General features: G+C 64.2%; 22 protein-coding genes. 12 read left to right on the top strand and 10 right to left on the bottom strand.

Annotated elements, in window-relative coordinates:
* The 4 genes from GSQ88_RS03070 to GSQ88_RS03055 all read left to right on the top strand — a co-directional run.
* Window positions 1-525: tetratricopeptide repeat protein (locus GSQ88_RS03070; RefSeq protein WP_174247906.1), on the top strand; the 525-nt coding region annotated here is incomplete at its 5' end.
* 154 nt (window positions 526-679) lie between these two features.
* The gene (locus GSQ88_RS03065) at window positions 680-1,480 is read left to right on the top strand and encodes a COG3904 family protein (protein ID WP_246735039.1); all 801 of its coding nucleotides are present in this window, start codon (window positions 680-682) and stop codon (window positions 1,478-1,480) included.
* A gap of 227 nt (window positions 1,481-1,707) precedes the next feature.
* Window positions 1,708-2,634: a sulfite exporter TauE/SafE family protein gene (locus GSQ88_RS03060; RefSeq protein WP_159005893.1), complete on the top strand. Its 927-nt coding sequence runs from the start codon at window positions 1,708-1,710 to the stop codon at window positions 2,632-2,634.
* Window positions 2,631-3,422: a TIGR02186 family protein gene (locus GSQ88_RS03055; RefSeq protein WP_159005892.1), complete on the top strand. Its 792-nt coding sequence runs from the start codon at window positions 2,631-2,633 to the stop codon at window positions 3,420-3,422. The genes GSQ88_RS03060 and GSQ88_RS03055 overlap by 4 nt, the downstream gene beginning before the upstream one ends.
* Window positions 3,423-3,568: 146 nt before the next feature.
* Here the strand turns inward: GSQ88_RS03055 and GSQ88_RS03050 are convergent, their stop codons facing one another.
* The gene (locus GSQ88_RS03050) at window positions 3,569-4,480 is read right to left on the bottom strand and encodes a DMT family transporter (RefSeq protein WP_159005891.1); all 912 of its coding nucleotides are present in this window, start codon (window positions 4,478-4,480) and stop codon (window positions 3,569-3,571) included.
* Window positions 4,481-4,584: 104 nt separating this feature from the next.
* On the opposite strand from GSQ88_RS03050, the gene GSQ88_RS03045 reads away from it, so the two are divergent.
* The gene (locus tag GSQ88_RS03045) at window positions 4,585-5,448 is read left to right on the top strand and encodes a LysR family transcriptional regulator (RefSeq protein WP_159005890.1); all 864 of its coding nucleotides are present in this window, start codon (window positions 4,585-4,587) and stop codon (window positions 5,446-5,448) included.
* Window positions 5,449-5,462: 14 nt separating this feature from the next.
* On the opposite strand, the gene pdeM is transcribed toward GSQ88_RS03045, so the two are convergent.
* From pdeM to GSQ88_RS03025, 4 genes are all read right to left on the bottom strand, one after another.
* Window positions 5,463-6,185 (bottom strand): ligase-associated DNA damage response endonuclease PdeM, encoded by a 723-nt coding sequence (pdeM, locus tag GSQ88_RS03040; RefSeq protein WP_159005943.1) that lies wholly within the window; start codon window positions 6,183-6,185, stop codon window positions 5,463-5,465.
* Window positions 6,186-6,281: 96 nt separating this feature from the next.
* Entirely contained in the window at window positions 6,282-8,870 is a 2,589-nt protein-coding gene (locus GSQ88_RS03035) for a ligase-associated DNA damage response DEXH box helicase (protein ID WP_159005889.1), read from the bottom strand.
* A 191-nt stretch (window positions 8,871-9,061) separates the two neighbouring features.
* Window positions 9,062-10,291, bottom strand: a complete 1,230-nt coding sequence (locus GSQ88_RS03030; RefSeq protein WP_159005888.1) for an ABC transporter substrate-binding protein — start codon at window positions 10,289-10,291, stop codon at window positions 9,062-9,064.
* 103 nt (window positions 10,292-10,394) lie between these two features.
* Complete coding sequence (locus GSQ88_RS03025) at window positions 10,395-11,321, bottom strand: class I SAM-dependent DNA methyltransferase (RefSeq protein WP_159005887.1); 927 nt, start codon at window positions 11,319-11,321, stop codon at window positions 10,395-10,397.
* A 167-nt stretch (window positions 11,322-11,488) separates the two neighbouring features.
* On the opposite strand from GSQ88_RS03025, the gene GSQ88_RS03020 reads away from it, so the two are divergent.
* From GSQ88_RS03020 to GSQ88_RS03000, 5 genes are all read left to right on the top strand, one after another.
* Entirely contained in the window at window positions 11,489-12,523 is a 1,035-nt protein-coding gene (locus GSQ88_RS03020; RefSeq protein WP_159005886.1) for a ligase-associated DNA damage response exonuclease, read from the top strand.
* Complete coding sequence (locus GSQ88_RS03015; protein ID WP_159005885.1) at window positions 12,520-14,358, top strand: ATP-dependent DNA ligase; 1,839 nt, start codon at window positions 12,520-12,522, stop codon at window positions 14,356-14,358. Before GSQ88_RS03020 ends, GSQ88_RS03015 begins: the two co-directional genes overlap by 4 nt.
* A gap of 74 nt (window positions 14,359-14,432) precedes the next feature.
* Window positions 14,433-14,735, top strand: coding sequence for a DUF6460 domain-containing protein (locus GSQ88_RS03010; RefSeq protein WP_159005884.1), 303 nt, complete (start codon window positions 14,433-14,435; stop codon window positions 14,733-14,735).
* 22 nt (window positions 14,736-14,757) lie between these two features.
* Window positions 14,758-15,492 carry an MBL fold metallo-hydrolase gene (locus GSQ88_RS03005; RefSeq protein ID WP_159005883.1) on the top strand — a complete coding sequence of 245 codons (735 nt, stop codon included), beginning with the start codon at window positions 14,758-14,760 and terminating at the stop codon, window positions 15,490-15,492.
* A gap of 202 nt (window positions 15,493-15,694) precedes the next feature.
* Entirely contained in the window at window positions 15,695-16,960 is a 1,266-nt protein-coding gene (locus GSQ88_RS03000; RefSeq protein WP_159005942.1) for an MATE family efflux transporter, read from the top strand.
* 152 nt (window positions 16,961-17,112) lie between these two features.
* Here GSQ88_RS03000 and GSQ88_RS02995 read toward each other — a convergent pair whose 3' ends face one another.
* Both GSQ88_RS02995 and GSQ88_RS02990 read right to left on the bottom strand, forming a co-directional pair.
* Window positions 17,113-18,210, bottom strand: a complete 1,098-nt coding sequence (locus tag GSQ88_RS02995; RefSeq protein ID WP_159005882.1) for a quinone-dependent dihydroorotate dehydrogenase — start codon at window positions 18,208-18,210, stop codon at window positions 17,113-17,115.
* Window positions 18,207-18,551: a DUF952 domain-containing protein gene (locus GSQ88_RS02990; RefSeq protein ID WP_159005881.1), complete on the bottom strand. Its 345-nt coding sequence runs from the start codon at window positions 18,549-18,551 to the stop codon at window positions 18,207-18,209. The genes GSQ88_RS02995 and GSQ88_RS02990 overlap by 4 nt, the downstream gene beginning before the upstream one ends.
* Window positions 18,552-18,728: 177 nt before the next feature.
* Here GSQ88_RS02990 and GSQ88_RS02985 point away from each other — a divergent pair, with 177 nt between their 5' ends.
* Complete coding sequence (locus GSQ88_RS02985) at window positions 18,729-19,382, top strand: S24 family peptidase (RefSeq protein ID WP_159005880.1); 654 nt, start codon at window positions 18,729-18,731, stop codon at window positions 19,380-19,382.
* Window position 19,383: 1 nt separating this feature from the next.
* A complete protein-coding gene (locus GSQ88_RS02980; RefSeq protein ID WP_159005879.1) occupies window positions 19,384-19,914 on the top strand; it encodes a mismatch-specific DNA-glycosylase in 531 nt (176 codons plus the stop codon).
* A gap of 579 nt (window positions 19,915-20,493) precedes the next feature.
* Here the strand turns inward: GSQ88_RS02980 and GSQ88_RS02975 are convergent.
* From GSQ88_RS02975 to GSQ88_RS02960, 3 genes are all read right to left on the bottom strand, one after another.
* Window positions 20,494-21,276 carry a class II aldolase/adducin family protein gene (locus GSQ88_RS02975; protein WP_159005878.1) on the bottom strand — a complete coding sequence of 261 codons (783 nt, stop codon included), beginning with the start codon at window positions 21,274-21,276 and terminating at the stop codon, window positions 20,494-20,496.
* A 246-nt stretch (window positions 21,277-21,522) separates the two neighbouring features.
* Window positions 21,523-23,163, bottom strand: a complete 1,641-nt coding sequence (locus GSQ88_RS02970; RefSeq protein ID WP_159005877.1) for a lysine--tRNA ligase — start codon at window positions 23,161-23,163, stop codon at window positions 21,523-21,525.
* 169 nt (window positions 23,164-23,332) lie between these two features.
* A complete protein-coding gene (locus tag GSQ88_RS02960) occupies window positions 23,333-24,187 on the bottom strand; it encodes an ABC transporter substrate-binding protein (protein ID WP_159005876.1) in 855 nt (284 codons plus the stop codon).
* Window positions 24,188-24,258: the final 71 nt, after the last annotated feature.

The raw sequence follows: 24,258 nt of genomic DNA, 5'->3' as shown, positions 1-24,258 counted from the left end.
AAGGGCCTGGGAGTGAAAAAGGACGCCGATATCGCCCGCCGCTATTACGTGCAGGCCGCCGAACGCGGCAACGCCAAGGCGATGCATAATCTGGCCGTGCTCGACGCCGATGGCGGCGGCAAGGGCGCCAACTACAAGAGCGCAGCGCAGTGGTTCCGCAAGGCGGCGGATCGCGGCGTCGCCGACAGCCAGTTCAACCTCGGCATCCTCTATGCCCGCGGCATCGGCGTCGAACAGAACCTCGCCGAATCCTTTAAATGGTTCAGCCTGGCGGCGGCGCAGGGCGATGCCGACGCCGGCCACAAACGCGACGATATCGCCAAACGACTCGACGCCCAGTCGCTCGCGGCGGCCAAGCTCGCGATCCAGACCTTCACCGCCGAACCGCAGCCCGACGACGCCATCAACGTGGCAACGCCGGCCAGCGGCTGGGACAGCGCGCCGGTGCAGGCCTCTACGGCGAAGCCCGCGGCCAAGCCGGTCGCGGCCAAACGCACCGCCTCCGCCGCTGCCGCCGCGCATTGAGGCCGGCGATGCCGGTCAGCATCATCGAGATATTTTGAAAGTTCGTCATGCCCGGGCTTGACCCGGGCATCCACGTCGTCCTTTGCTTTGCGGCTAAGACGTGGATAGCCGGGAGCGCCGACAAGTTTACGTAGTCTGCGCAAGGCAGACTACCATGCCCGGCCGTGACGAACGGGCTGAGGAACGTATCGACATGCCGCCGGCAGGGCCTTGGGGCGCACCGACACCTGAACCGACCAGACCGCCGCCGACGCGCCCGCGCGCGGCATTCGGTAACCTGCGGCGATGGCTGTCGACCGCCTTTCTCTGCCTGATAATTCTCGGGCTAGGCATTCGCGCCTATCGCGATCTGTCGCGACCCGGGGCCTGGGCCTACTGGAAGGAACTGTGTTTTTCTCCGACCATGACGTCGTCGTTGATCCCTGATGTAAACGTCGGCGGCTCGGGCGGGGGCCGGCCCGCACTCGCCATCAGCGGCACGATCGGCGCCGCCAGCGCGAGCTGGTTCCGCGACCGGCTCAATGAAGCCCACCTTTCGGCGGGCGACACGGTCGTGATGTCGTCGCCGGGTGGCGATGTGAATCAGGCCATGATCATGGGTGAAAACATTCGCGCGCGGGGCTTGGCCACCGCCGTCGGCGTCGTCGATGCGGCGGGCCACATCAAGCCGTCACATTGCGCCAGCGCCTGCGTGCTGGTGTTTGCCAGCGGCAGTATCCGCTACGGCGTCGAAGGCTCGGCGCTGGGGGTGCACCGCTTTGTGACATCGACACCCGGGCGCGATCCGGTCACCGAAACCCAGCGTACAATGGGAACCGTGTTGAGCTATGTGACCAGAATGGGCGTGTCGCCCTCGATCGTCGAGGCAATGTCCGAAACCAAAGACGTCCGCTGGCTCGGTGCGCAGCAGGCCGCGGCGATGAATCTCATCACCAATCCCGTCGCGCGGCCGTAACAATACGGGCTCGCCTGCCATCAGCGCCGCACCCGTTAATCTGAATTATTCACCACGCCGGAAGCCGCGCGGCGCGCGTGTCCAAAAAAGCCGTGTGTTGCGGATTCTTTAATCCCTCCGGCTTTCAATTTCGGTTATGCAGGGTCGCGGCGATTGCCGCGCTCCCGAACAAACCATGCCGTGAGCGGTTTCGGCCAGCCTCAGGGCTCATTCCGAAGCAAACGCGCGTGCAGCTCTTTCTCCCGATCGCCGACATTCCGGTCAATGTCTTCCTCATCCTGGCGATGGGCGCGGCGGTTGGTTTCGTGTCGGGCATGTTCGGTATCGGCGGCGGCTTTCTGATGACGCCGCTTTTGATCTTCATCGGCATCACGCCCGCGGTCGCGGTCGCCTCGGTGGCGAGCCACATCGCGGCCTCGTCGTTTTCCGGCGCCATCTTCTACTGGCGCCGCCGCGCCATCGATCCCGTGCTGGCGCTGGTGCTGTTGAGCGGCGGCGTGATCGGCACCGCGCTCGGGGTCTGGACCTTCACGCAATTGCGCGCGCTCGGCCAACTCGATCTGATGATCGCGCTATCCTATGTCGTGCTGCTGACCGCGGTCGGCGGATTGATGTTCTGGGAGGGCTTGCGCGCGATCCTGCGGGCGCGGCGCGGCATCGCATCCTCGATGCGCCGTCCGGGCAGCCATGGCTGGATCCACGGCCTGCCGCTGAAGATCCGCTTCAAGCGTTCCAAGATCTATCTCTCGGTGATCCCGGTCGTTGCGGTTGGCGTCATCATCGGCTTCATCGGCGCGGTGATGGGCATCGGCGGTGGCTTCATCCTGGTCCCCATCATGATCTATCTGTTGCGGGTGCCGACCGCGACCGTGATCGGCACCTCGATGGTGCTGACGTTGGTGACCATGGTGTTCGCGACCATGCTGCACGCCGTCACCAACCATCTGGTCGATGCCGTGCTGGCGCTGATCCTGATGGTCGGCGGCGTCACCGGCGCGCAGTTCGGCGCCCGTGCCGGGCAGAAGATCCGCGGCGAACATTTGCGGCTGTTGCTTGGGCTCCTGATTCTCGCGGTCGGCATCCGCTTTGCGATCGAGCTCGGGATCAAGCCCGACGATCTCTTCACCATCCGCGACACCGGAGGCGGCGGATGAGCGCGCGCCAGGCCCTCACGATCATGGCCGTGACGCTGCTGCTCGGCGCGAGCGGCACAATCAGCCCCGCGCGCGCCGAACGGTTGATCGTCTCGGTCTCCAACCAGCGGGTCACGGTGACGCCGAATTATTCCGGCGAGGAGCTCGTGCTGTTCGGCTCGGTCGAAAAGGACGCCGCGACGCCGGCCACGCGCACCGCTTACGATCTCGTCGTCACCGTCAGTGGGCCGCTCGCCGACATGGTGACGCGGCGCAAGGAGCGCAAATTCGGCATCTGGATCAACACCGATTACCGCGAGTTCCTGAAAGTCCCGAGCTATCTGGCGCTGTTTTCCAATCGGCCGTTCGACGCCATCGCCTCGCCCGAGATCCAGCGCCGGCAGCAGCTCGGCCTCAACAACGTGCTGCTGACGCAGCGCGTCGGGCCCGATTATGCCGACGTGGTGCCGAACGATGCGTTCCGCAGCGCGTTCGTCCGGCTGCGCTCCGAACGCGGCCTGTATCGCGAGGAAAACTCAGCGGTGACGTTCCTGACGCCGACGCTGTTCCGCACCGGCATTCCGCTGCCGGCGGAAGTGCCGATCGGGCGCTACGACGTCGAGATCAAATTATTTTCCGACGGCGCCCTGGTGACGCAGACCGACACCAGCTTTGAAATCGTCAAGGTCGGCTTCGAGCAGTTCGTCGCGACCAGCGCCCGCCAGAACGGTTTTGTCTACGGCCTCGCTACCGCGTTCATGGCGCTGATGACCGGCTGGGTGGCGTCGATCGTGTTCCGGAAGGATTGAGGGATACGCGCATTGCGTCATCCTGTGAAACTATCTCCGACGTCATCCTGAGGTGCGCGTCGTCTTCGACGCGCCTCGAAGGATGGTGTTCAGCGCAGTGCGTGTAGCTCGCACCTCAGGATGACGGCCGTGCACGACAAAGCTCCTTACGTCCGCACGGCGGCGGGACGCGTCACCAGATAAATGCCGAGGGCGACCGGAATGATGCCGAGCAGATCGCGCAGCTCGACATGTTCGCCGAGCACGATCCAGGCGAACAGCATGGCCAGCGGCGGCATCAGGAAGTGATAGGCGCTGGCCGCGGTCGCGCCGCAGACCTTCAGCAAATGGAACCAGAGCAAATAGCCCAGGATCGAGCCGCCGAGCACTAGGAACGCGAAGGCGCCCAAGAGCTGCGCGTTCGGCACGATATCGCCGACGTTCGAAAAAATCAGCGCGAACGGCAGCACGGCGAGCCCTCCCGCCAAACTCTGCACGCCATTGCCGATCCACAGGCTGCCTTTCGGTGCCAACACCTTGAACAGGATGGTGCCGACCACAATCGAGGCCAGGGAGGCCAGCGTGAACAGAATGCCGTGAAAACTATCGGTGCCAACCGATATGCGGTGCCAGACGATGAAACCGACGCCGACAATGCCGAGCAGCAGGCCCGCAGCTTTACGCCAGGTCAGGGGCTCCCCGAGCAGCAGCGCGGCCAGCATCGCGGTGAACACCGGATTGGCGCTGACGATCAGGCCGCCGAGGCCGGCGGATACGGTTTTTAGCCCGGTATAGCCGAGCCCGAGATAAAGCGCGTTGTTGGCGACGCCGAGGATCGCAAACACCGCGGCATCGCGCCAGGTCATCTGCCATCCGTCGCCCCGCACCGCGGAAATGCCGAGGATCAGGATTCCCGCCAACAGAAATCGCGCGCTGAGCAGGATCAGCGGCGGGCAATAGGTGACGCCGATCTTGCCGGCGACAAAGGCAAAGCTCCAGACCAGGCAGAACAACCCGATATAGAGCGGCAGCGGGTTGAAACGGGCTTTTGGAACGGCAATCGAGGGCGCGAGCGACATAGCGGGTTTCCTTCTGGCCTCCCGATATAGCCGCCTGCATTGATATTTGAAAATTAAATGATAGACTTACTAGCAGTGGATTATCGAATGATCGGAGCGTTGCCATGTTCGATCTGGAATTGCTGCGCAGTTTCGTCTCGGTGGTCGATGCCGGCGGCTTTACCCGGGCCGGTGAGCGGGTTCATCGCACCCAGTCGACCGTCAGCCAGCAGATCAAGCGGCTGGAGGACGATGTCGGCCAGCCGCTGCTCGACCGCTCCGGCAAGGACGTCACCCCGACCGAGGCCGGCGAACGGCTGTTGTCCTATGCGCGCCGGCTGTTGTCGCTGGCCGAGGAGGCCCGCGACGTGATGGCGCGGCCCGGCAGCGAAGGCGCGGTCAGGCTCGGCATTCCCGAGGATTTCGCGGCCTATCGGCTGACCGAATTGCTGGCGGCGTTTTCGCGCTCGCATCGGGGCTTGCGGCTCGACGTGCGGGCCGATCAGAGCGTGTATCTGCGCCGCGACCTCGAACGCGGCGAACTCGATCTGGCGCTGCTCAAGCGCGGCGCCCACGAAAAAGGCGGCATCGCGAGCTGGCCGGAGCGCGTGCATTGGGTCACCAGCAAGAGCCATCCGATTGATCCGGAGATGTCTCCGGTGCCGCTGATCGGTTTTCCCGCCGGCTGCGTTTATCGAACCGGCGCGATCCATGCGATCGAAAGCGCCGGACGCGCCTGGTACATAGCCTTCAGCTCGTCCAGCCTCTCCGGCATCCAGGCCGCGGTCGCCGCCGGATTAGGCCTCAGCATCCTGCCCGAGATGGCGATCCAGTCCGACCATCGCGTGCTGACCGCCAAAGACGGCTTTGCGCCGATCGACAAGACCGAAGTGGCGCTGGTGGCCTCCCCCAACGCCAGCCCCGCGACCTTGCGCCTGGCCGACCACCTCGCCGAGTTTTGCGATGCCGTACAGGCCAAGGCGGCGTAGCAACAAACGCGCGCTCAATAACACCGCGACGCGGCGATCGTATGCAGCCGGCCGTCGCCGAGCACATGCGCGACAAAACCCGGCGATCCGAATATTTTTGCGAACGCCGCGTCGCGGATGTTGAGACCGCCGGCATAGGCGCCGAACGCCGGCATCACCGCGCGTTCGCCGTCACTGGCAAAACAGCGCCGCTCCACCGAACGGCCGCGGGTCGAGACCCGCGCCTTCGGATGCAGATGCCCGGCAATCTCGCCTGATGCGCCGGTCGGCTCGTGCCGGAACGCGATCGGGCCGATCGCGACGTCGCTGGCGACCACGCCGCCGAGGTCGGACGGCAGCGCCGGATCGTGGTTGCCCGAAATCCAGATCCAGTCGCGCCGCATTTGCAGCGCGGTGATGGCGTCGCGGTCTTGCGCGGACAAGCGCCGATGGGCAGTGCGATCATGAAAACTGTCGCCAAGCGCGATCACGGTGCGCGGATCGTGGCGCGCGATGACAGCAGCAAGCCGGCTCAGCGTAGCGATGGTATCATAAGGCGGCAGCAGCACGCCGCGCGTGGCAAAGCTGGAACCCTTTTCCAGATGCAGGTCGGAGACGACCAGCAGGCGCTGCTCCTCCCAGAACAACGCACCGGAAAGATCGGCGACAAATGTGACGTCGGCGACGGTGAGGACGACGTTTTCCCCTCCCCCTTGCGGGGAGGGGTTAGGGGTGGGGGTGGCGCCAGCCGAATGCATCAATGTCGTCACACCCCGCGGCTACCCCCTCCCAACCCTCCCCCGCAAGGGGGGAGGGAGCGCGCCGTGCACGCCGCGAAGATCGGATACCGCTTGTTACCCCATTGCCTCCTTGACGAGTTCGCTGGCGGCCTCCGCCAAGAGCTCGTCGGATGCTTCGCCATAAACTGACTCGCGGCCGATTTCCAGCATCACGGGCACCGCCAGCGGTGAAACATGATCGAGTTCCCGGTGCACGATCCGGCCCTGGATCCGCGCCAGCATATCGCCCAGCCGCTTGAGGTCGAGCAGGCCGGTCGCAGCGTCCGCCCTCGCTGCGCGCAGCAGCACGTGATCGCCCTGGTGCTTGCGCAGCACGTCGTAGATCAAATCGGTCGAGAACAGCACCTGGCGGCGGCTTTTCTCCTCGCCGGTAAAGCGCCGCGCGATCAGGCCGGAGATCACGGCGGCGGTGCGGAACATGCGTTTCATCAGCGCGGATTCGGCCAGCCACGCCTCGAGATCGTCGCCCAGCATGTCCGGATCGAACAGCGCGTTGAGATCGAGGGTGCCATGCCGGATCATGAACGACATGTCGCCCAGCCCCCACACCGCCACCGCGTATTCATTGGCGACGAAACCGAGCGGACGCACCTTGGCGCGCTCCATCCGCCGGGTTAGCAGCATCCCCAAGGTCTGATGCGCCAGCCGCCCCTCGAACGGATAGCAGACCAGGTAATGCTTGTTGCCGCGCGGAAACGTTTCCACCAGCAATTCGCGCGCCGCCGGAACCCGCGAAAAATCGGTTTGCAACGACAGCCAGTCGCGCACCTGGTCCGGCAACGCGCTCCAGGCGCGCTTGTCGTCGAGCAATTTGCGGACCCGTTCGGCGAGATAGGTAGAGAGCGGAAACTTGCCGCCCATATAGGACGGAACTTTTGCATCCTTGTCGTTGGCGCGCGAGACGTAGACCTGATCTTCCATCAGCGCCTCGTACCGCACCACCTCGCCGCCAAAGACAAACGTGTCGCCGGCTACCAACCCCTCGATGAAATATTCCTCGATTTCGCCCAGCATTCGCCCGCCGCGGCCGAGCATGCCGGTCGAGCCCCCGCCAGTTTTCTGGCCGCCGCCGCGCGAGCGCACCAGACGTACTTTCAGCATCGGCTCCTCGACGATGGTGCCGACATTCATTCGATAGCTTTGCCGCACCCTGGGATTGGTGACGCGCCAGCGGCCCTGTTTGTCCTGCTTGATGCGGGCGAAGCGTTCATAGGTTTTCAGCGCGTAGCCGCCGGTGGCGACGAAATCGAGCACGTCGTCGAAGTCTATACGGCTCAGGCCCGAATAGGGCGCGGCCGTGAGCACTTCCTGGTAGAGATCATCCGCCAAAAACGGCTCGCCGCAGGCACAACCGAGCACGTGCTGCGCCAACACATCCAGCGCGCCAATCCGCAAGGGCGGAGTGTCCTGCGCGTTTTCGGCGATCGCATCGATCGCAACCGTGCACTCGAGCACCTCGAAGCGGTTGGCCGGCACCAGCACCGCGCGCGAGGCTTCATCGATGCGGTGGTTGGCGCGGCCGATCCGCTGCATCAGCCGCGAGGAACCCTTCGGCGCGCCGACATTGATGACGAGATCGACATCGCCCCAGTCGACACCGAGATCGAGCGACGAGGTACAGACCACGCCGCGCAGTTTCCCCGCCGCCATCGCGTCCTCGACCTTGCGGCGCTGGGCGACGTCGAGCGAGCCGTGATGCAGCGCGATCGCAAGCCCGTCGTCGTTCATGCGCCACAGATCCTGAAACAGCATCTCGGCCTGGCTGCGGGTGTTGACGAACACCAGCGTGGTCTTGTTGGCCTTGATCAGCTGATAGATCTCGCCGAGCGCGTGGCGCGCGGAGTGACCGGCCCAGGGCAGCCGCTCCCGTGTGTCGAGCATCTCGACCACGGGCGCCGCGGCACCGCCGGCGACGACGATATCGGCCGCTTCGACATTGCCGTCGCGCTGCGGCACCAGAAACCGCGCCAGCGATTCCGGTTCGGCAACGGTCGCGGACAGGCCGATCGCGCGCATATCTGGCGCCAGCCGCCACAGCCGCGCCAGCCCGAGCGACAGCAGGTCGCCGCGCTTGGAGGTTACCAGCGCATGCAATTCGTCGAGCACGATACGTTTCAGCGACGAAAACAGAAACGGCGCGTCATCGGACGACAGCAGCAGCGCCAATTGCTCCGGTGTGGTCAGCAGGATGTCCGGCGGGTAGCGCCGCTGCCGCGCCCGCCGTGACACCGGCGTATCGCCGGTGCGGGTCTCGACCTTGATCGGCAAACCCATCTCGGCGATCGGCGTCTCCAGATTGCGCGCGATATCGACCGCCAGCGCCTTGAGCGGCGAGATATAGAGGGTGTGCAGGCCGCGTGAGCGCTGCACACCGCGACCGGTGGAGACGACATTTTTCTTTGTGCCCTCGGCGGCGAGCGCCGCAGGAGAAGACAACTCCACCAAGGTCGGCAAAAAGCCCGCCAGCGTCTTGCCGGCGCCGGTGGGCGCAATCAACAGCGCCGAGCGGTCGTCGCGCGCTTTCGCCAGCAGCGCCAGCTGATGCTCGCGCGGCGACCAGCCGCGCGCGGAAAACCACTGACGGAAACGCTCCGGCAGCAGCGCATCGGTCTCGATCGGGGGAGCGGGCGAAAGTACAGGCACGCCCCAGAGCTAAGACGTCGGAGCGGCTTCGTCGAGGGGGCGTTGCTGGGGGAACGCACGAACCACCCACTCGTCATGGCCGGGCTTGACCCGGCCATCCACGTCTAGCTTTGCGGTGAAGTAAGGAAGACGTGGATGCCCGGGTCAAGCCCGGGCATGACGAGTTGAGAGGGCGGAAATGGAAAGGCCGCTCACTCCGAGACCGCCTTCTCCGAGATCTGCCAATCCTTGCCGTCAAAGCTCGAGATGTGCAGCGTCTTCATCGGCGAGTAGTCGTCGGGCGTGTAGCTGTAATCGATGTCGTCGAGAAAAAATGGCGAGTGATAGCCGGCTAAGGTGGTCGCGTGTTTCAGCACATTGGCGCGGGTCAGTTCATCGCCGCAGCGGCGCAGGATTTCGCCCATCGTTACCGCCTGGCCGTAACCGGCATAGGCGATGGTATTGTCGGGATCGACCATCGGCAGATATTTCGCGCGCAAGGCCTCGAACGCCATCGCGTCCTTGTCCTTTTCCCAACGCCCCGGTCCGGCCTCCTTGGAATAGCGGATCGCAACGCATCCGGCCGCGTTCTCGAAACCGGCGGCGCTGAGGATGGAACGGCCGACCGATCCCGCCGACAGCAATTGCAGCGGCTTCCAGCCGAGTTCGGCGGCCCTGCGCACCGATTGCGATGTCGCCTTGCCGGTGGAGATATTGTAGAAAACATCCGCGCCCGATTTCGAGAGATTGATCAGCTGGGAATCGATCGTGGGATCGGTCAGATCGTAGGTCTGCTCCAGGACCACCTTGGCGGTGCCGCCGGCTTCTTCCAGAACCTTCTTGAAGGGCCCGAGGAAGTCGCGACCGAAATCGTCGTTCTGGTAGAGGATGCCGACCTTGGCCTCCGGCTTCACCGCCACGACATGCCTGGCGAGAATGCGCGCTTCGGTCGGATACAGCGGCAGGCCCGCCATGGTCCATTTGTTGTTCTTCGGATCGTTCCATTTCGACGCGCCGGTGTTGAGCAACAACTGCGGCACGCCTTTCGAATTGAGATATTTATGCACGGCCGTCTGCGGCGCGGTGCCGAGCGAGCCGAACAGCGCCAGCACTTCTTCCTGCTCCACCAGCCGCCGCGTCGCCTCGACGCATTTCGGCGCGCTATAGGCGTCATCCAAGGTGAGGAAGTTGATCTTGCGGCCGTTGATGCCGCCGTTCTCGTTCAACGACTGGAAATAGGCTTCGCCGACCCGGCCGAGCACGCCATACAGCGAGCCCGGGCCGCTGTGCGGAATGGTCTGACCGAGCTTGATTTCGCTATCGCTAGCGCCGGGATCATACTTTTTTTCCGCCGCACGGACATAAGGCACGGCTACGCTGGAGGCGAGAATCGTCGCAAGCGCGGTGGCGCCGAACTGGCGCCGCGTCTGTTGGTTGTTCATTGTTTTGTCTCTCCCTAGAGCAGGTATTGACCTACATTCCCGAGGGATCGGCAAGTGCGAATTTCAGATTTCGCAACGCAACGCCGTGGTTGCTTTCGCGACCTCACGCTTTGGTCGCGACCACCACAAGGCCGGGCACCGGGACGGCGTCCTCGTTGCGGGCCGAGAGATCCTCGCAATGCGCCAAAGTGAGACCGGCGGCTTCGATCAGCGCACGCACGTAAGCTTCGCCATGGGCGTAGCGCAGCCCCCCGCCGATCCGCACGCCACAGCCCTGATGGGTCTCGACCGTGAAGGCGAGCAAGCCGCCCGGCGCCAGCACGCGCGCCACTTCGCCCAACACCGGCGCGAGATCGGCGACATAGACCATGGCGTCGGCCGCAAGAATCAGATCGGCGCTGGCGTCAGATTGACCGCGCAAGCCCTCGACCATGTCGGCCACTTCCAATTCCGCGTACAGACCGGTGGCGCGCGCCCGCTCGATCATGCGCGGCGACAGGTCGATCCCGATGAAGCGATCGACCTCCCTGGCAAAAGCGGTCGCCGCCAGCCCGGTACCGCAGCCCAGATCAATGGCGCGCGTGAAGAAGGCGGGCTTGCGGGCGCCGGCGCGGACCGACAATACCGCTTTGAACAGCAGCGCAGGGCCACGATAGCCGAGATCACCGACCAGGGACGCCTCGAACCGCGGCGCATATTGATCGAACAGCACCTGCACATAGGCCTTCGGCATATCGGACAACGGCTCGGCGCCAAGCCGCATCAGCCGCAGGCCGGCGCCGTGCAGGTCATCCGGATCGCTGCCGCGCGCGCGGCGAAACGCCGCGATCGCTTCATCGCGCTGGCCGAGTTGCTCCCGAAGTTCCCCGAGCGTGAACCAGGCCGAGGCAAAATTCGGCGCCAGTTCGGTCGTCTGCAACAACAGATCGGCGGCGGCGACCAGATCGCCCTTCAATTGCAGATCGCGGGCGAATTCGAAACGGCGGTCGGCAATCATATCACCGGAGGACAGGAACAAGCGCGCGGGCATTTTTTGGAACCAGATTCCGTCGTTGCCGGGCAATCCGGCAATCATCCATCATTGCCGGGCTTGACCCGGCAATCCATCAATCAAAGGACTCTTCCGGAAGATGGATGCGCGGGTCAAGCCCGCGCATGACAGCTAAAAATCATCAGAGCCCACCCTATATATCCAAGATGCGCCCGCAAGACATCCTGATGCCCGTGCCGGCCGGTCTCTGTTGCAAGCCCGGCGGCTTCCATATCGATCCGGTGCGGCCGGTCGAGCGCGCGGTCATTACCCATGGCCATTCCGACCACGCCCGGCCCGGCCATGGCGCGGTGCTGGCCACACAAGAGACCCTCGACATGATGCGGCTGCGTTATGGCGACAATTTTGCCGGCAGCACGCAGGCGATCGGCTATGGCGAGGAGATCAAGCTCGGCGACGTCACCATCAAATTTCATCCCGCCGGCCACGTGCTGGGCTCGGCGCAGATCGCCGTTAGCTGCAAGGACATCTGCATCGTCGCCTCCGGCGACTACAAGGATGCACCGGATCCGACCTGCGTGCCGTTCGAGGTGGTGACGTGCGACGTCTTCATCACCGAGGCCACCTTTGGGCTGCCGGTGTTTCGTCACGGCGACGCGGCGGTCGAGGTCAAGAAGCTGTTGGCCTCGGTGGCGCTGTTTCCGGAGCGCGCGCATCTGGTCGGCGCCTATTCGCTCGGCAAGGCGCAACGGGTGATCGCGCTGTTGCGCGCCGCCGGCTATGACGCCCCGATCTATCTGCACGGCGCGATGGAAAAGATCACGCGCTATTACGAGAGCCGAGGCGTCAAGCTCGGCGAATTACGGATGGTCAAGGGCGTGAAGAAGGCCGATCTCGCCGGCACCATCACCTTGGCGCCGCCATCGGCCACTTCCGACGTCTGGACCAGACGTTTCCCCGATCCGGTCACCGCGTTCGCCTCGGGCTGGATGCGGGTGCGCGCCCGGGCGCGGCAAGGCGGGGTCGAACTGCCGCTGGTGATTTCGGATCACGCCGATTGGGACGGATTGACCTCGACCATCGATGCCACCGGCGCGCGCGAGATCTGGGTTACCCATGGCCAGGAAGACGCGCTGGTGCATTGGTGCAAGACCAAAGGCCTTGCCGCACGGCCACTCGACCTCGTCGGTTATGGCGACGAGGATGAAGGCGAAGCGCCGGTGGCCGAGGCCGAAGCATGAACCGCTTCGCCGAACTGCTCGATCGCCTGGCCTACGAGCCCGGCCGCAACAACAAGCTGCGGCTGCTAGCGAATTATTTTCGCGCCACCGAAGATCCCGACCGCGGCTTCGCGCTGGCGGCCCTGACCGGCGCGTTGTCGTTCAAACACGCCAAGCCGGGCCTGATCCGCGACCTGATCGCCGACCGCACCGATCCCGTGCTGTTCGCGCTGTCGTATGATTACGTCGGCGATTTGTCCGAGACGGTGGCGCTGATGTGGCCGAAGGCGGCCGCGCTTTCTACTCCCTCTCCCGCTTGCGGGGGAGCGTTGGGGTGGGGGTCTGGCCGCTTGCTCAGCGGAGAGAAAGAACCCCCACCCGGATCGCCGGACAGCGCAAGCGCGCTGCCGGACGATCCGACCTCCCCCGCAAGCGGGAGAGGTGATGAACTCTCGCACCATCTCCACAACAACCCGCCGCCGCCGACCCTGACCGAGGTCGTCACCACGCTGCGCACACTGGGCAAGACCGAACTGCCAAAACAGCTTGCGCGCTGGCTTGATGAGCTGGATGAGACCGGCCGCTGGGCGCTTCTAAAACTCGTCACCGGCGCGATGCGGATCGGCATCTCGGCGCGGCTCGCCAAGACCGCGGCCGCAGCCCTTGGCGACAAGGATCCGCACGAGATCGAATTGATGTGGCCCGGCCTTAAGCCGCCTTATCTCGATCTGTTCGCCTGGCTGGAAGGCCACGGTGAAAAGCCGGTCAATCTCGATCCCGCGCCGTTCCGCCCGGTGATGCTGGCGCACGCGATCGAGGATGCGGATTTTGCCCATCTCGATGCGTCCGACTACATCGCCGAATGGAAATGGGACGGCATTCGCGCCCAGGCGGTCGCCGGCCGCGACCAAAGCGGCAACACCGTCGTGCGGCTTTATTCGCGCAGCGGCGAGGACATCACTAAAAGCTTCCCCGATTTGCTGCCGTCGCTGCATCTTGCGGGCGCCATCGACGGCGAACTGCTGGTGCTGCGTGACGGCCGGGTGCAGACGTTCAATGTGTTACAGCAGCGCTTGAACCGTAAGGTGGTCTCGCCAAAACTGACAAAAGACTATCCGATTCACTTGCGGGCCTACGATCTGCTCAGCGAAGGCGACACGGATTTGCGCGAATTGCCGTTCGCCGAGCGCCGCGCAAAACTCGAAGCCTTCGTCAAGCAACTCGACGACCCCCGCATCGATCTCTCACCCACGATCCCGTTCGACGATTGGCAGGCGCTGGCCGCGGCGCGCGCCGATCCCGCCGCCGCTGGCGCCGGCGAGGATTCTGAAGCGGTCGAGGGCGTGATGCTCAAGCGCCGTGACGCGCCGTATTTGCCGGGCCGCCCGAAAGGCCAATGGTGGAAGTGGAAGCGCGACCCGCACATCATCGATGCCGTCCTGATGTACGCCCAGCGCGGCCACGGCAAGCGTTCGTCGTATTATTCGGATTACACCTTTGGGGTCTGGACCAAGGGCGAGGACGGCGAGCAATTGGTGCCGGTCGGCAAGGCCTATTTCGGCTTCACTGATGAGGAGCTGTTGCAGATCGACCGCTTCGTCCGGCGCAACACTACCGAGAAATTCGGCCCGGTTCGCCACGTCGTGCATGAACCCGATCAGGGCTTGGTGCTAGAGGTCGCCTTCGAGGGGCTGGCGCGCTCGCCGCGGCATAAATCCGGCGTGGCGATGCGGTTCCCGCGCATCAACCGCCTGCGCTGGGACAAGAAGCCTGGCGAGGCCGACCGGTTGGAAACGCTGGAGCAGATGCTGAAATCCGAGATATCCCCGCCATCCGCGGCAACAAGCGACCATTGACCGCCGCAAGCGGGTTCCCCATCGGCCCTCTGCCGTAGTACAATGCGATCAAAGTTTCGTGCAGGAGATCACCGATGCCCAACGACACCAGGGAATTGCCGGCGACGGGCGGCGGCATGCACCGCTTCCTCGGCGGCTCGCCGCTGACCGTGGCGTTTCGGCTGATCCTGCTGTCGATACTGGTCGGCGTGGTGCTGGCCGCGATCGGATTCGACCCGTGGAATATCGTCCACAGCATCCGCTTGCTGTTCCAGCGGATCTGGGATCTCGGCTTTGACGCGGTCAACGGGCTGTGGCGCTACTTCCTGCTCGGCGCCGTGATCGTGATTCCGATCTGGCTGTTATCGCGGCTGTTCGGCACGCCGCGCCCGCGTTAATTTATCGATTGGACAGCGGCCGATGCGATTGCAATTTGTCGGCTGCGGCGACGCGTTCGGTTCCGGCGGCCGATTGAATACCTGCTTCCACGTCGCCGGCGACCGCATCAATTTCCTGATCGATTGCGGCGCATCCTCGCTGCCGGCGCTGAAGCGGCTCGGGATTTCGCGCGATGATATCGACCTGATCCTGATCACGCATTTTCATGGCGATCATTTCGCGGGGCTGCCGTTCCTGCTGCTCGACGCCCAGTTTTCCCGCCGCACCCGCCCGCTGGTGATCGCGGGGCCAGAAGGCATCGAGCAGAAACTGCCGCAGCTCATGGAAGCCTTGTTCGAGCATTCATCCAAAACAAAGCCAAAATTCGATCTCTCGGTCCTCACGCTCAAACCCGAGGAAACGCGCAGCTTTGGTGCCGTCAACGTGACGCCCTACCCCGTCGTGCACGGTGAATCCGGCGGACCGTTTCTCGGCTATCGGATCGAGGCGGAAGGGCGCGTGATCGCCTATAGCGCCGACACCGAATGGACCGAGACGCTGATCCCGCTGGCGCGCGAGGCCGACCTGTTCATCGCGGAGGCTTATTATTACGACAAGGTCGTCAAGAACCATCTCAGCTTGACCACGCTTCAGACGCATCTCGCCGAGATCAAACCGAAGCGGCTGGTGCTGACGCATATGAGCGATGACATGCTGGGACGGCTGGATACGCTCCAGCACACGACCGCGCATGACGGCATGATCGTCGAGTTGTAGGCATGTTTTCTTCGTCATTGCGAGCCAACGGGTCGGCGCGAAGCGCCGCCCGACGACAGGCTCCGCGAAGCAATCCAGAGCCACAAGTGCCGGGGGCTCTGGATTGCTTCGTCGCTTCGCTCCTTGCAATGACGGTGGCGCTCTGTTGAACCCCCCAACCAAAGTCACCACCGCGCGCGTGTTCGCGATCGCTGGTCCTGCGATGATCGCCAATTTGACGACGCCGCTGATCGGCATCGTCTCGACCACCGCGATCGGACGGCTCGGCGATGCCGCCTCGCTGGGCGGCGTCGCGATGGCGTCGGTGCTGTTCGATTGCATGTTCTGGCTGTTCGCCTTCCTGCGCATGGGCACGGTCGCCTTCACCGCGCAGTCGATCGGCGCAGGCGAAACCGGGGAAGTCCGCGCCATCCTGGTGCGCGGCTTTATCATCGCAGGCGTGATCGGCGCCGGCCTGATTGCGTTGCAGCTTCCGCTCGCGGCGCTGCTATTGGGCGCCATGGGCGGCAGCGAAAGCGTCACCCGCGCCGCCCGAACCTATTTCACCATCCGGATCTGGTCGGCCCCGCTGGCGCTCGGCAATTATGTCGTGCTGGGCTGGCTGATCGGACAGGCGCAAGCAAGACTCGCGCTGGCGACGCAGGTCACCATCAACCTGATCAACATGGCCGCCACGATCGTGCTGGTGCTGGTGTTCGACTTCGGGATCGCGGGTGCTGCGATCGCCGCCTTGATCGCCGAGGCGACCGGCCTCGTGCTTGGCGTGCTGATCGCACGGCGCCTCTCGGGTGGACGACTGGCGGTCGCGCGCGCAAGCCTGTTCGATCGCGAAAAGCTGCTGAAGATGCTCGCGGTCAACCGCGACATCATGATCCGCACCGCGTCATTGATCGCAGCGTTCCTGTTTTTCACCGCGCAGGGCGCCCGCGCCGGCGACGTGACGCTGGCGTCGAACGCGGTGCTGAACAATTTCCTGCTGGTCAGCGCCTTCTTCCTCGACGGCTTCGCCAATGCCGCCGAGCAGTTGTGCGGCCACGCCTTTGGCGCCCGTGACCGCGACGGTTTCGCCGGCGCGGTGAGGCTGGTCGTAGCCTGGGGTTTTGGCTTCGCCATGGCGGTCAGCGTGGCCTTCACACTATTCGGCCCGACGCTGATCGATGTGATGACCGCGAGCGAGCCGGTCCGCCACGGCGCCCGCGATTATCTCTGGTTCGTGGTCGCCGCACCGCTGCTCGGCGTGTTCGCCTTTGCCTATGACGGGATCTATATCGGCGCGACCTGGGCGCGCGACATGCGCAATCTGATGGTGCTGTCGCTGGCGGTGTTTTTATCCGCCTGGTTCGCGCTGCGTTCGTTCGGCAACGCCGGACTGTGGAGCGCGCTATTGGTGCACTACGCCGCACGCGGCGGGCTCGAGGCGCTGCGCTATCCCGCGCTGTTCCGGGCGTCGTTCAAGAGAGAAAGCTGAGCCGCCGATCTCGTGTCCCGGACGCGGTGCAGCGTGGAACGCTGCTCCGCAGAGCCGGGACCCACGAGTTTAAACGATGGGCCCCGGATCAGCAGTGCACCACGCCGCAAGCGCGGCGCGTTGCACCGCATCCGGGGCACGAGAGAGCTAACCTACTGCACCGGCCAGTCCTCGGCGGTGATGGTCGCGGCGTCGGCGCCGACGATCTCCGACAAAGAATCGCGACCCGTCCGCAGCAGCGTCGAGGCCAGGTCGTTCTTGATGTCTTCGACCAGACCAAGGCCCTTGTAGATCAGCGATGAATAAAGCTGGATCAGGCTGGCGCCGGCGCGGATCTTTGTCAGCGCGGCGCCGCCGCTATCGATGCCGCCAACGCCAATCAGCGGAAACGCGCCCTCGGCGCGGACATAGGTTTCCGCCACCATCCGGGTCGACAGTCGAAACAACGGCCGCCCCGACAATCCGCCCTGTTCCCGCGCCCGCGCCGCTTCGCGCAAGGTCGAGGGCCGCACCAGCGTGGTGTTGGCGACGATCATGCCGTCGACCCGGCGCGAGCGCGCGATGTGAACCACGTCATCCAGCTCGGACAGGCTGAGATCCGGCGCGATCTTCAACAGCACCGGCGAATCGCCGGCGTTCTGCCGCACCCGCTCCCGCGCATCGATCACCTTGGCGAGCAGATCGTCGAGCGCCGCGGCCTGCTGCAAATTGCGCAGGCCCGGCGTGTTCGGCGACGACACGTTGACGGTGAAGTAGCTTGCGACCGGCGCGAAGGTCTCGATCAACCGCACATAGTCGGCGACACGATCGTCCGCATCCTTGTTGGCGCCCACGTTGACCCCGACGATGCCACCCAAATGGGCGCGCGCGGCGAGCCGGCGCAGCACCGCTTCGGCGCCGTCATTGTTGAAGCCCATGCGGTTGACCACCGCCTCATCGCGCTCCAGCCGGAACAGCCGCGGCCGCGGATTGCCGGCCTGCGGCTTTGGCGTCACCGAACCGATTTCGACAAAGCCGAACCCCAACCGCAGCAGCGCGTCGGGCGCCTCGGCGCTCTTGTCGAAGCCCGCCGCCATGCCGATCGGATTGGGGAAGTTCAGGCCGAACGCCCGCACCGCCAGTTTCGGATCGTCCGGCCGCGGCCGCATCGGCGGCAACAGCCGCAAGCCCTGGATCGCCATGCGGTGGGCGTCTTCCGGATCGAACCAGCGCAGCAATGGCAGCGAGAAGGCATCGAAGGCGCGGATCACGGCTCGAGCTCCGGGAGGTCGTGATAGCCGTCGGACCGCGCCCGCATGCTGAGCACGCCGGTGACCGCGCCGAGATCGAGCTCGCCATAGAGATGCGGAAACAGCTCGTCGTTACGCGACGGCTCCCAGCGCAGCGCGTCGCCGAGCGTGTCGGCATCGACCTCGATCAGGAACAGCCCGGTCTGGCCGAAGAAGTGCCGCCGGGCGGTCTCGTTGACCTGCGAGGCCACCGAGAAATGGATAAAGCCATCGCGGGTATCGTCGGCGCTGCCGCGGTATACCCCCTGCCGCTCGGCCTCGCGCCAGGCCGAAGCCGGGCAAATCTTGTAGATCCTGCGCACTTGCCGAGCGTCCTGTTTGTCGTTGAGTCTCTTGGGATTTCCGAGGAATTTCCGGCCCCGAAAACTGACCGTATCGGCGCCACAGGCGCACTTCAAGGGCAGCGTTCCCGATTGTGAAAATCGTGCCAACAAGGTAATAATTCCTATCTTCGACCTCGTTCGAGACCCCACCGGACCATGGCCAGGCCGCCAAAAGCACAGCCCGTGCTCACCCATGAGCAGATCTGGACCGCGCTGGAGCGGCTGGCGGAGCGCGCGGGATTGTCGGCGTCGGGGCTGGCCCGGAAGTCCGGCCTCGATCCCACCACCTTCAACAAGTCCAAGCGCGTGACCGCCGACGGCCGCGAACGCTGGCCCTCGACCGAATCGATCGCCAAGGCGCTGGCCGCCACCGCCAGTTCGGTCGACAGCTTCGTACAGTTGATCGGCGATGGCCCGCGGCAGGCGCCGTCGATTCCACTGCTCCGCTTCGCGCAAGCGGCAGCGAAGGACGCCTTCGACGAGGATGGATTTCCGGCCGGCAAGCCCCGCGAGGCGATGGCGCTGCCGTCGGCCGATGACGAGCATGCCTATGCGCTGGAGATTTCCGGCGATGCGATGCGGCCGGCCTATCGCGATGGCGACATCATCGTGGTCTCGCCGTCGACGGCGATCCGGCGCGGCGACCGCGTGGTGCTGAAAACGCTCACCGGCGAAATTCTGATCGGCGAGTTGAAGCGCCGGACCGCGCGGACGCTGGAACTGCAATCGCTGGACAAGAGCTGCGACGAGCGCAGCCTCGCGGCGGCCGAGGTCGCCTGGGTTGCCAGGATCCTGTGGGCGAAACAGTAAGATGGCCGCCAGCGCGCCGGATATCTTGCAGGATGTATTGCAGGATGGTCTGCAGATCGTGCTGTGCGGCACGGCGGTAGGCACCGCATCGGCACTCGCGGGAGCTTATTACGCGCACAAGCAGAACAAGTTCTGGAAGATCCTGCACGAGACCGGGCTCACGCCGCAATTGCTGCAACCGCATCAATATCGCGACCTGCTGCGGTATCGGATCGGTCTCACCGACTTCGTCAAGACGCATTCCGGCATGGATCATCAGATCCCGCTGTCGGAACTGGCGGAGATGTCGCGCGCACGCCTCGGGGAGACGATCGCAACCTTTCGTCCGCAATTTCTCGCCTTCACCAGCAAGAATGCCGGGCAACGATTTCTTGGCGGCCGACGCGATTATGGCGAGCAGACCGAACGGATCGCCGACACGAGAATATGGATCCTGCCCTCGACCTCAGGCGCAGCCAACGGCAGCTGGCGTCCGGAAATCTGGCACCGGTTTGCGGAGAGGGTGAGGGCTGTAAGTGACCGAGCGAGATGATAAGCACGGCCCACATTGAGGCGGATGCGCTCTTCCCTCTCCCCTTGTGGGAGAGGGTGGTACGATGCGCAGCATCGTGACGGGTGAGGGGTCGCGACGCCTCGCTATGTTGCTACCCCTCATCCGGCGCTTCGCGCCACCTTCTCCCACAAGGGGAGAAGGAAGTAGCTCGCCGCTTATCTCTGCGGTGCCCGATGGTGTCGATGCCGCCTCGGGTGAAACGCGCGCGGGGTGCTTTCACCCCCGGCTGTTCCAGATGTCGCACTTCCGTATGATTCAGTCGGGCGCGGATAGGGTACGCCGGCCGTCGCGCCCGGCATTGAATTGCCCAACGTGACTCCGTTCAAGCCGGGCGTCTCAATGGCGGTCTGTGCGAACGCCAAATTGCTGATCAACGTGAGCGCTATCGCCACAGCGAGTGTCAAAATCTTCATTGCGGTCGCCTGTATTGCGGCATGATCGACCGACCACGCCAAGCGACTGCGTTCTTCCATGCGCCAAAGCGTTTATCAACGCTGCATTCCGTCGCATCGCGTCGATGTGAACGCGATGCGCATCGTGACGGGGCGAGACTCCGGATTACGTCGCGTAATCCGGCTCCTTGCGGTCGAGCATGCGCTTGAGCGCGTCGAAGTGCCGCTGCGCCGGTGTTGGCCCCTGGTACAGATGATTGCCGCCGATATCGCGCTTGGTCTTCTCGACCACGGCATCCGGCAGTTGCTTCAGTCTCTGCCCGGTCCACATCGCGTAGATCTGCACTTGGGCGGCGCGCTCGATGTAATAGAGCCGGTCATAGGCGTCAGCGACGGTTTCTCCGACCGTGGAGATGCCGTGATTGGCCATGAACAGCACCGACTTGTCGCCGATCACCCTGGCGAGGCGGGCGCCTTCGGCCGGATCGAGCGCGGGACCCGTGTACTCATCGTCATAGGCGATCTCGCCGGACATCCCGACCTCGGTCTGGCCGATCTCCTTGATGCGCGGATCTTCCAACCGCGTCAGTGCGCTGGCATAGGGCATGTGGGTATGAAACACCGCCTTGGCCTGCGGCAGCGCCTTGTGGATCGGCGCATGGATGCAATAGCAGGAGCGTTCGACTTCGCCCTCGCCGCGCTTGACCTCGCCATCGTCGATGCCGACCTCCATGAAGGACGAGGCCGTCACCTCCGACCAATGCATCCCGAACGGGATCTGGTAGTAGCGGTCGCTGCGGCCCGGCACCACCAGAGTCAGATGATTGAAGATGCCTTCGGAAAAACCCTGGTTGAAGGCGAGCCGGTGCGCGGCCGCGAGATCGACCCGCGCCTGCCATTCCTCGGCGCTGCTGTTGTCGAGCGCTTTCGGCGAAACCCTGAACTGCATGCGTACCTCCTGATGCTGGCCGCCCCTCAAGCGGAGGCTTGGGCCGTGTCATGCTTGGGATGTTAGCGCAATTCGGCGCGGGTTTGGCTGAAATTGCCGAGGGGCTCCTATCCGGATTTGCGGGCGCCACTTCCCATCATTGGCTTGACCCGGCAATCCATCGACCAAAAGAAGGATTCTACGAAGCAAGATGGATGCGCGGGTCAAGCCCGCGCATGACGGCTTGCGCGACCGCAGGGCTGATGATTACGCGCTCCTCGCCAGCGCCCCGTCGATCATCGCTACCGCATTCGGCACCCCATAGACCGCGACGAACGAGCCGAAGCGCGGGCCTTTTTCCTGGCCGAGCAGCACCTGGTAAAGCATGTTGAACCAGTCGAGCGAGACGCCGGGGCGGCCGTCCTTGCCCTTCTTCACCGCGTCGAGGAACGGCTCGCGCCGCCCGATTTCATAGACCACGTTCTGGATGTCTTCGGCGGAAGATTCCGGCGCCAGTTGCGACAGTGCGTCGCGCAAATCCTGCAACGCGACGCGTTCGTTGTCGGTCGGCTCGCGGAACTTCTTGGTCGGCGCGACGAAGTCGCGATAGTAATTGATGGCGTAGCCGACCATCGCATCGAGCTTCGGATGGGTCTGCGGCGTGACGCCGGGACGATAGCGCCCGATGAACCCCCAGAGGGTCGCGGCGTTCTCCGCGTTCGACGACGACACCAAAGTCAGCAGCAACTGGAACGTGACCGGCATGTCGGCGACCGGCGGATGGCCGGCGTGGACATGCCAGACCGGATTTTGAAGCTGCTGCTTGGCATCCTGCCGCGAAAACCCGTCGAGGAATTGCTGGTAGTCATCGACGTTGCGCGGGATCACGTCGAAGTACAAACGCTTCGCCGATTTGGGCTCGCGATACATGAACAGCGACAGCGATTCCGGCGAGGCATAACGCAGCCACTCGTCGATGGTGAGCCCGTTGCCCTTCGACTTCGAAATCTTCTGGCCCTTGTCGTCGAGGAACAGCTCGTAATTGAAGCCTTCGGGCGGCGTGCCGCCGATCGCCGCGCAGATCTTGCCTGACAACTTGACCGAATCGATCAGATCCTTGCCGGCCATCTCGTAATCGACGCCGAGCGCGGTCCAGCGCATCGCCCAATCCGGCTTCCATTGCAGCTTGCAATGGCCGCCGGTGACCGGCAGCGTAACGCGCTCCTTGGTTTCGGGATCGTCGTAGGAGATGGTCCCGGCCTTCACGTCATGCTCGATGATCGGGACATACAGCACCATGCCGGTGCGCGGACAAATGGGGAGGAACGGCGAATAGCTCGCGGCGCGCTCCTCGCGCAGGCTGGGCAGCATGATGGTCATGACCGATTCGAGGCGCTCCAGCATCCGGAGCAGCGTCGCGTCGAACTTGCCCGACTTGTAATAATCGGTGGCGCTGGCGAATTCGTAGTCGAAGCCGAAGGTGTCGAGGAACGCCCGCAGCCGCGCGTTGTTATGCGCACCGAAACTTGGATGCGTGCCGAACGGATCAGGCACCGTGGTCAGCGGCTTGCCAAGATACTGCTCGAGCATCTCCTTGTTCGGCACATTGTCCGGCACCTTGCGCAGGCCGTCCATGTCGTCGGAGAACGCGAGCAGCCTCGTCTTGATCTTGTCCTCGGTCAGCACCCGGAACGCATGGCGGACCATGGTGGTGCGCGCGACCTCGCCGAAGGTGCCGATATGCGGCAGGCCCGACGGGCCGTAGCCGGTCTCGAACAGCACCTCGTCTTTCGGCTTCTTCTTCAGACGCGCGACAATCGCCTTGGCCTGCTCGAACGGCCAGGCGTTGGATTGTTCGGCGAGCGCGCGCAGGTCGCCGGGCGTAGCAGCAAGATCGATCGTGGACATCTAACAAAGCTCTCCAAGGCGCGGAACCTAACGCTTCCGCAACAAAATGCAAAATGACGGCCGGGAATCGTAGGGTGGGCAAAGCGAAGCGTGCCCACCAACGTATTCCGCGAGTGAACTGGTGGGCACGGCGCAAGCGCGCCTTTGCCCACCCTACGAAGTCACTTCCTCAGAACGGGCTCACGGAAAAATAATGCAGCCACAGATCGGTGTAGCGGCCTTTTTCCCAGATCCGGAACAGCGCCCAGTTCAACGCCTGCCGCAACAGGTCGTTGCCCTTGCGCACCGCGATGCCGACGCCCTCACCGAAATAACGGCTCTCGACGAACGGACCGCCCGAGAACGCGCAGCAATCGCCGGAGTCAGTGCCGTTGATCCAGAACGCCAGCGAGATCGCATCGCCGAAAATGAAATCGACCTCGCCGCGCCGCAACGCAGTCCGCAGCGCATCATCATTGGGATAGGAATGCAACTCGGCGTCGGTGAACATCGCCTTGAGATAGGCCTCGTGCGATGAGCCGGTGATGACGCCGACTTTCTTGCCTTCGAGATATTCGGGGCGAATCTCCGTCATCACCGCATCCTTGCGCGACACGAACCGCGCCGGCGCCCGGTAATAAGGATCGGTGAAATCGACCCGCGCCCGCAATTGCGGCGTCACCGCCAGCGAGGCGATGATGGCATCGCCCCGGTTGGAGGTGATCGCATCGATCAGCGTCTCGAACCGCCGCATCTGGATCGTGCAGGTGACTTTGATCTCGTCGCACAACGCCCGCGCCAGGTCGACATTGAAGCCGGCGGGGTTGCCGTCCGGGCCGGTAAAGTTGAACGGCGGATAATCGGTTTCGGTCAGGAACCGGATCACCGTCAGGCGGGACAGATCGGGCCGTTCCGGCCGCCGCCGGGGATCCCAGAAGCCGGGCACCGCCTGGGGAGCCGCCGCACTCGCAGGCTTGGCAACGGCGTTTTGCGCCCGCGCAGGCCACCCGGACACGGCGAGCGCCAGCAGGATGCAAGCCGACATCCCGACGACCGCCGGGATGCTGCGAAAAGCCCGCGGCCATGGCTGATGGCCCCATGAAAGGATGATCTTTG

It is taken from the genome of Bradyrhizobium sp. S69 (assembly GCF_009766005.1).
In the GTDB taxonomy this organism is placed as follows: domain Bacteria; phylum Pseudomonadota; class Alphaproteobacteria; order Rhizobiales; family Xanthobacteraceae; genus Bradyrhizobium.
Note: the sequence above shows the minus strand (reverse complement) of the source record. Positions and strands in the feature narration are given on the sequence as shown.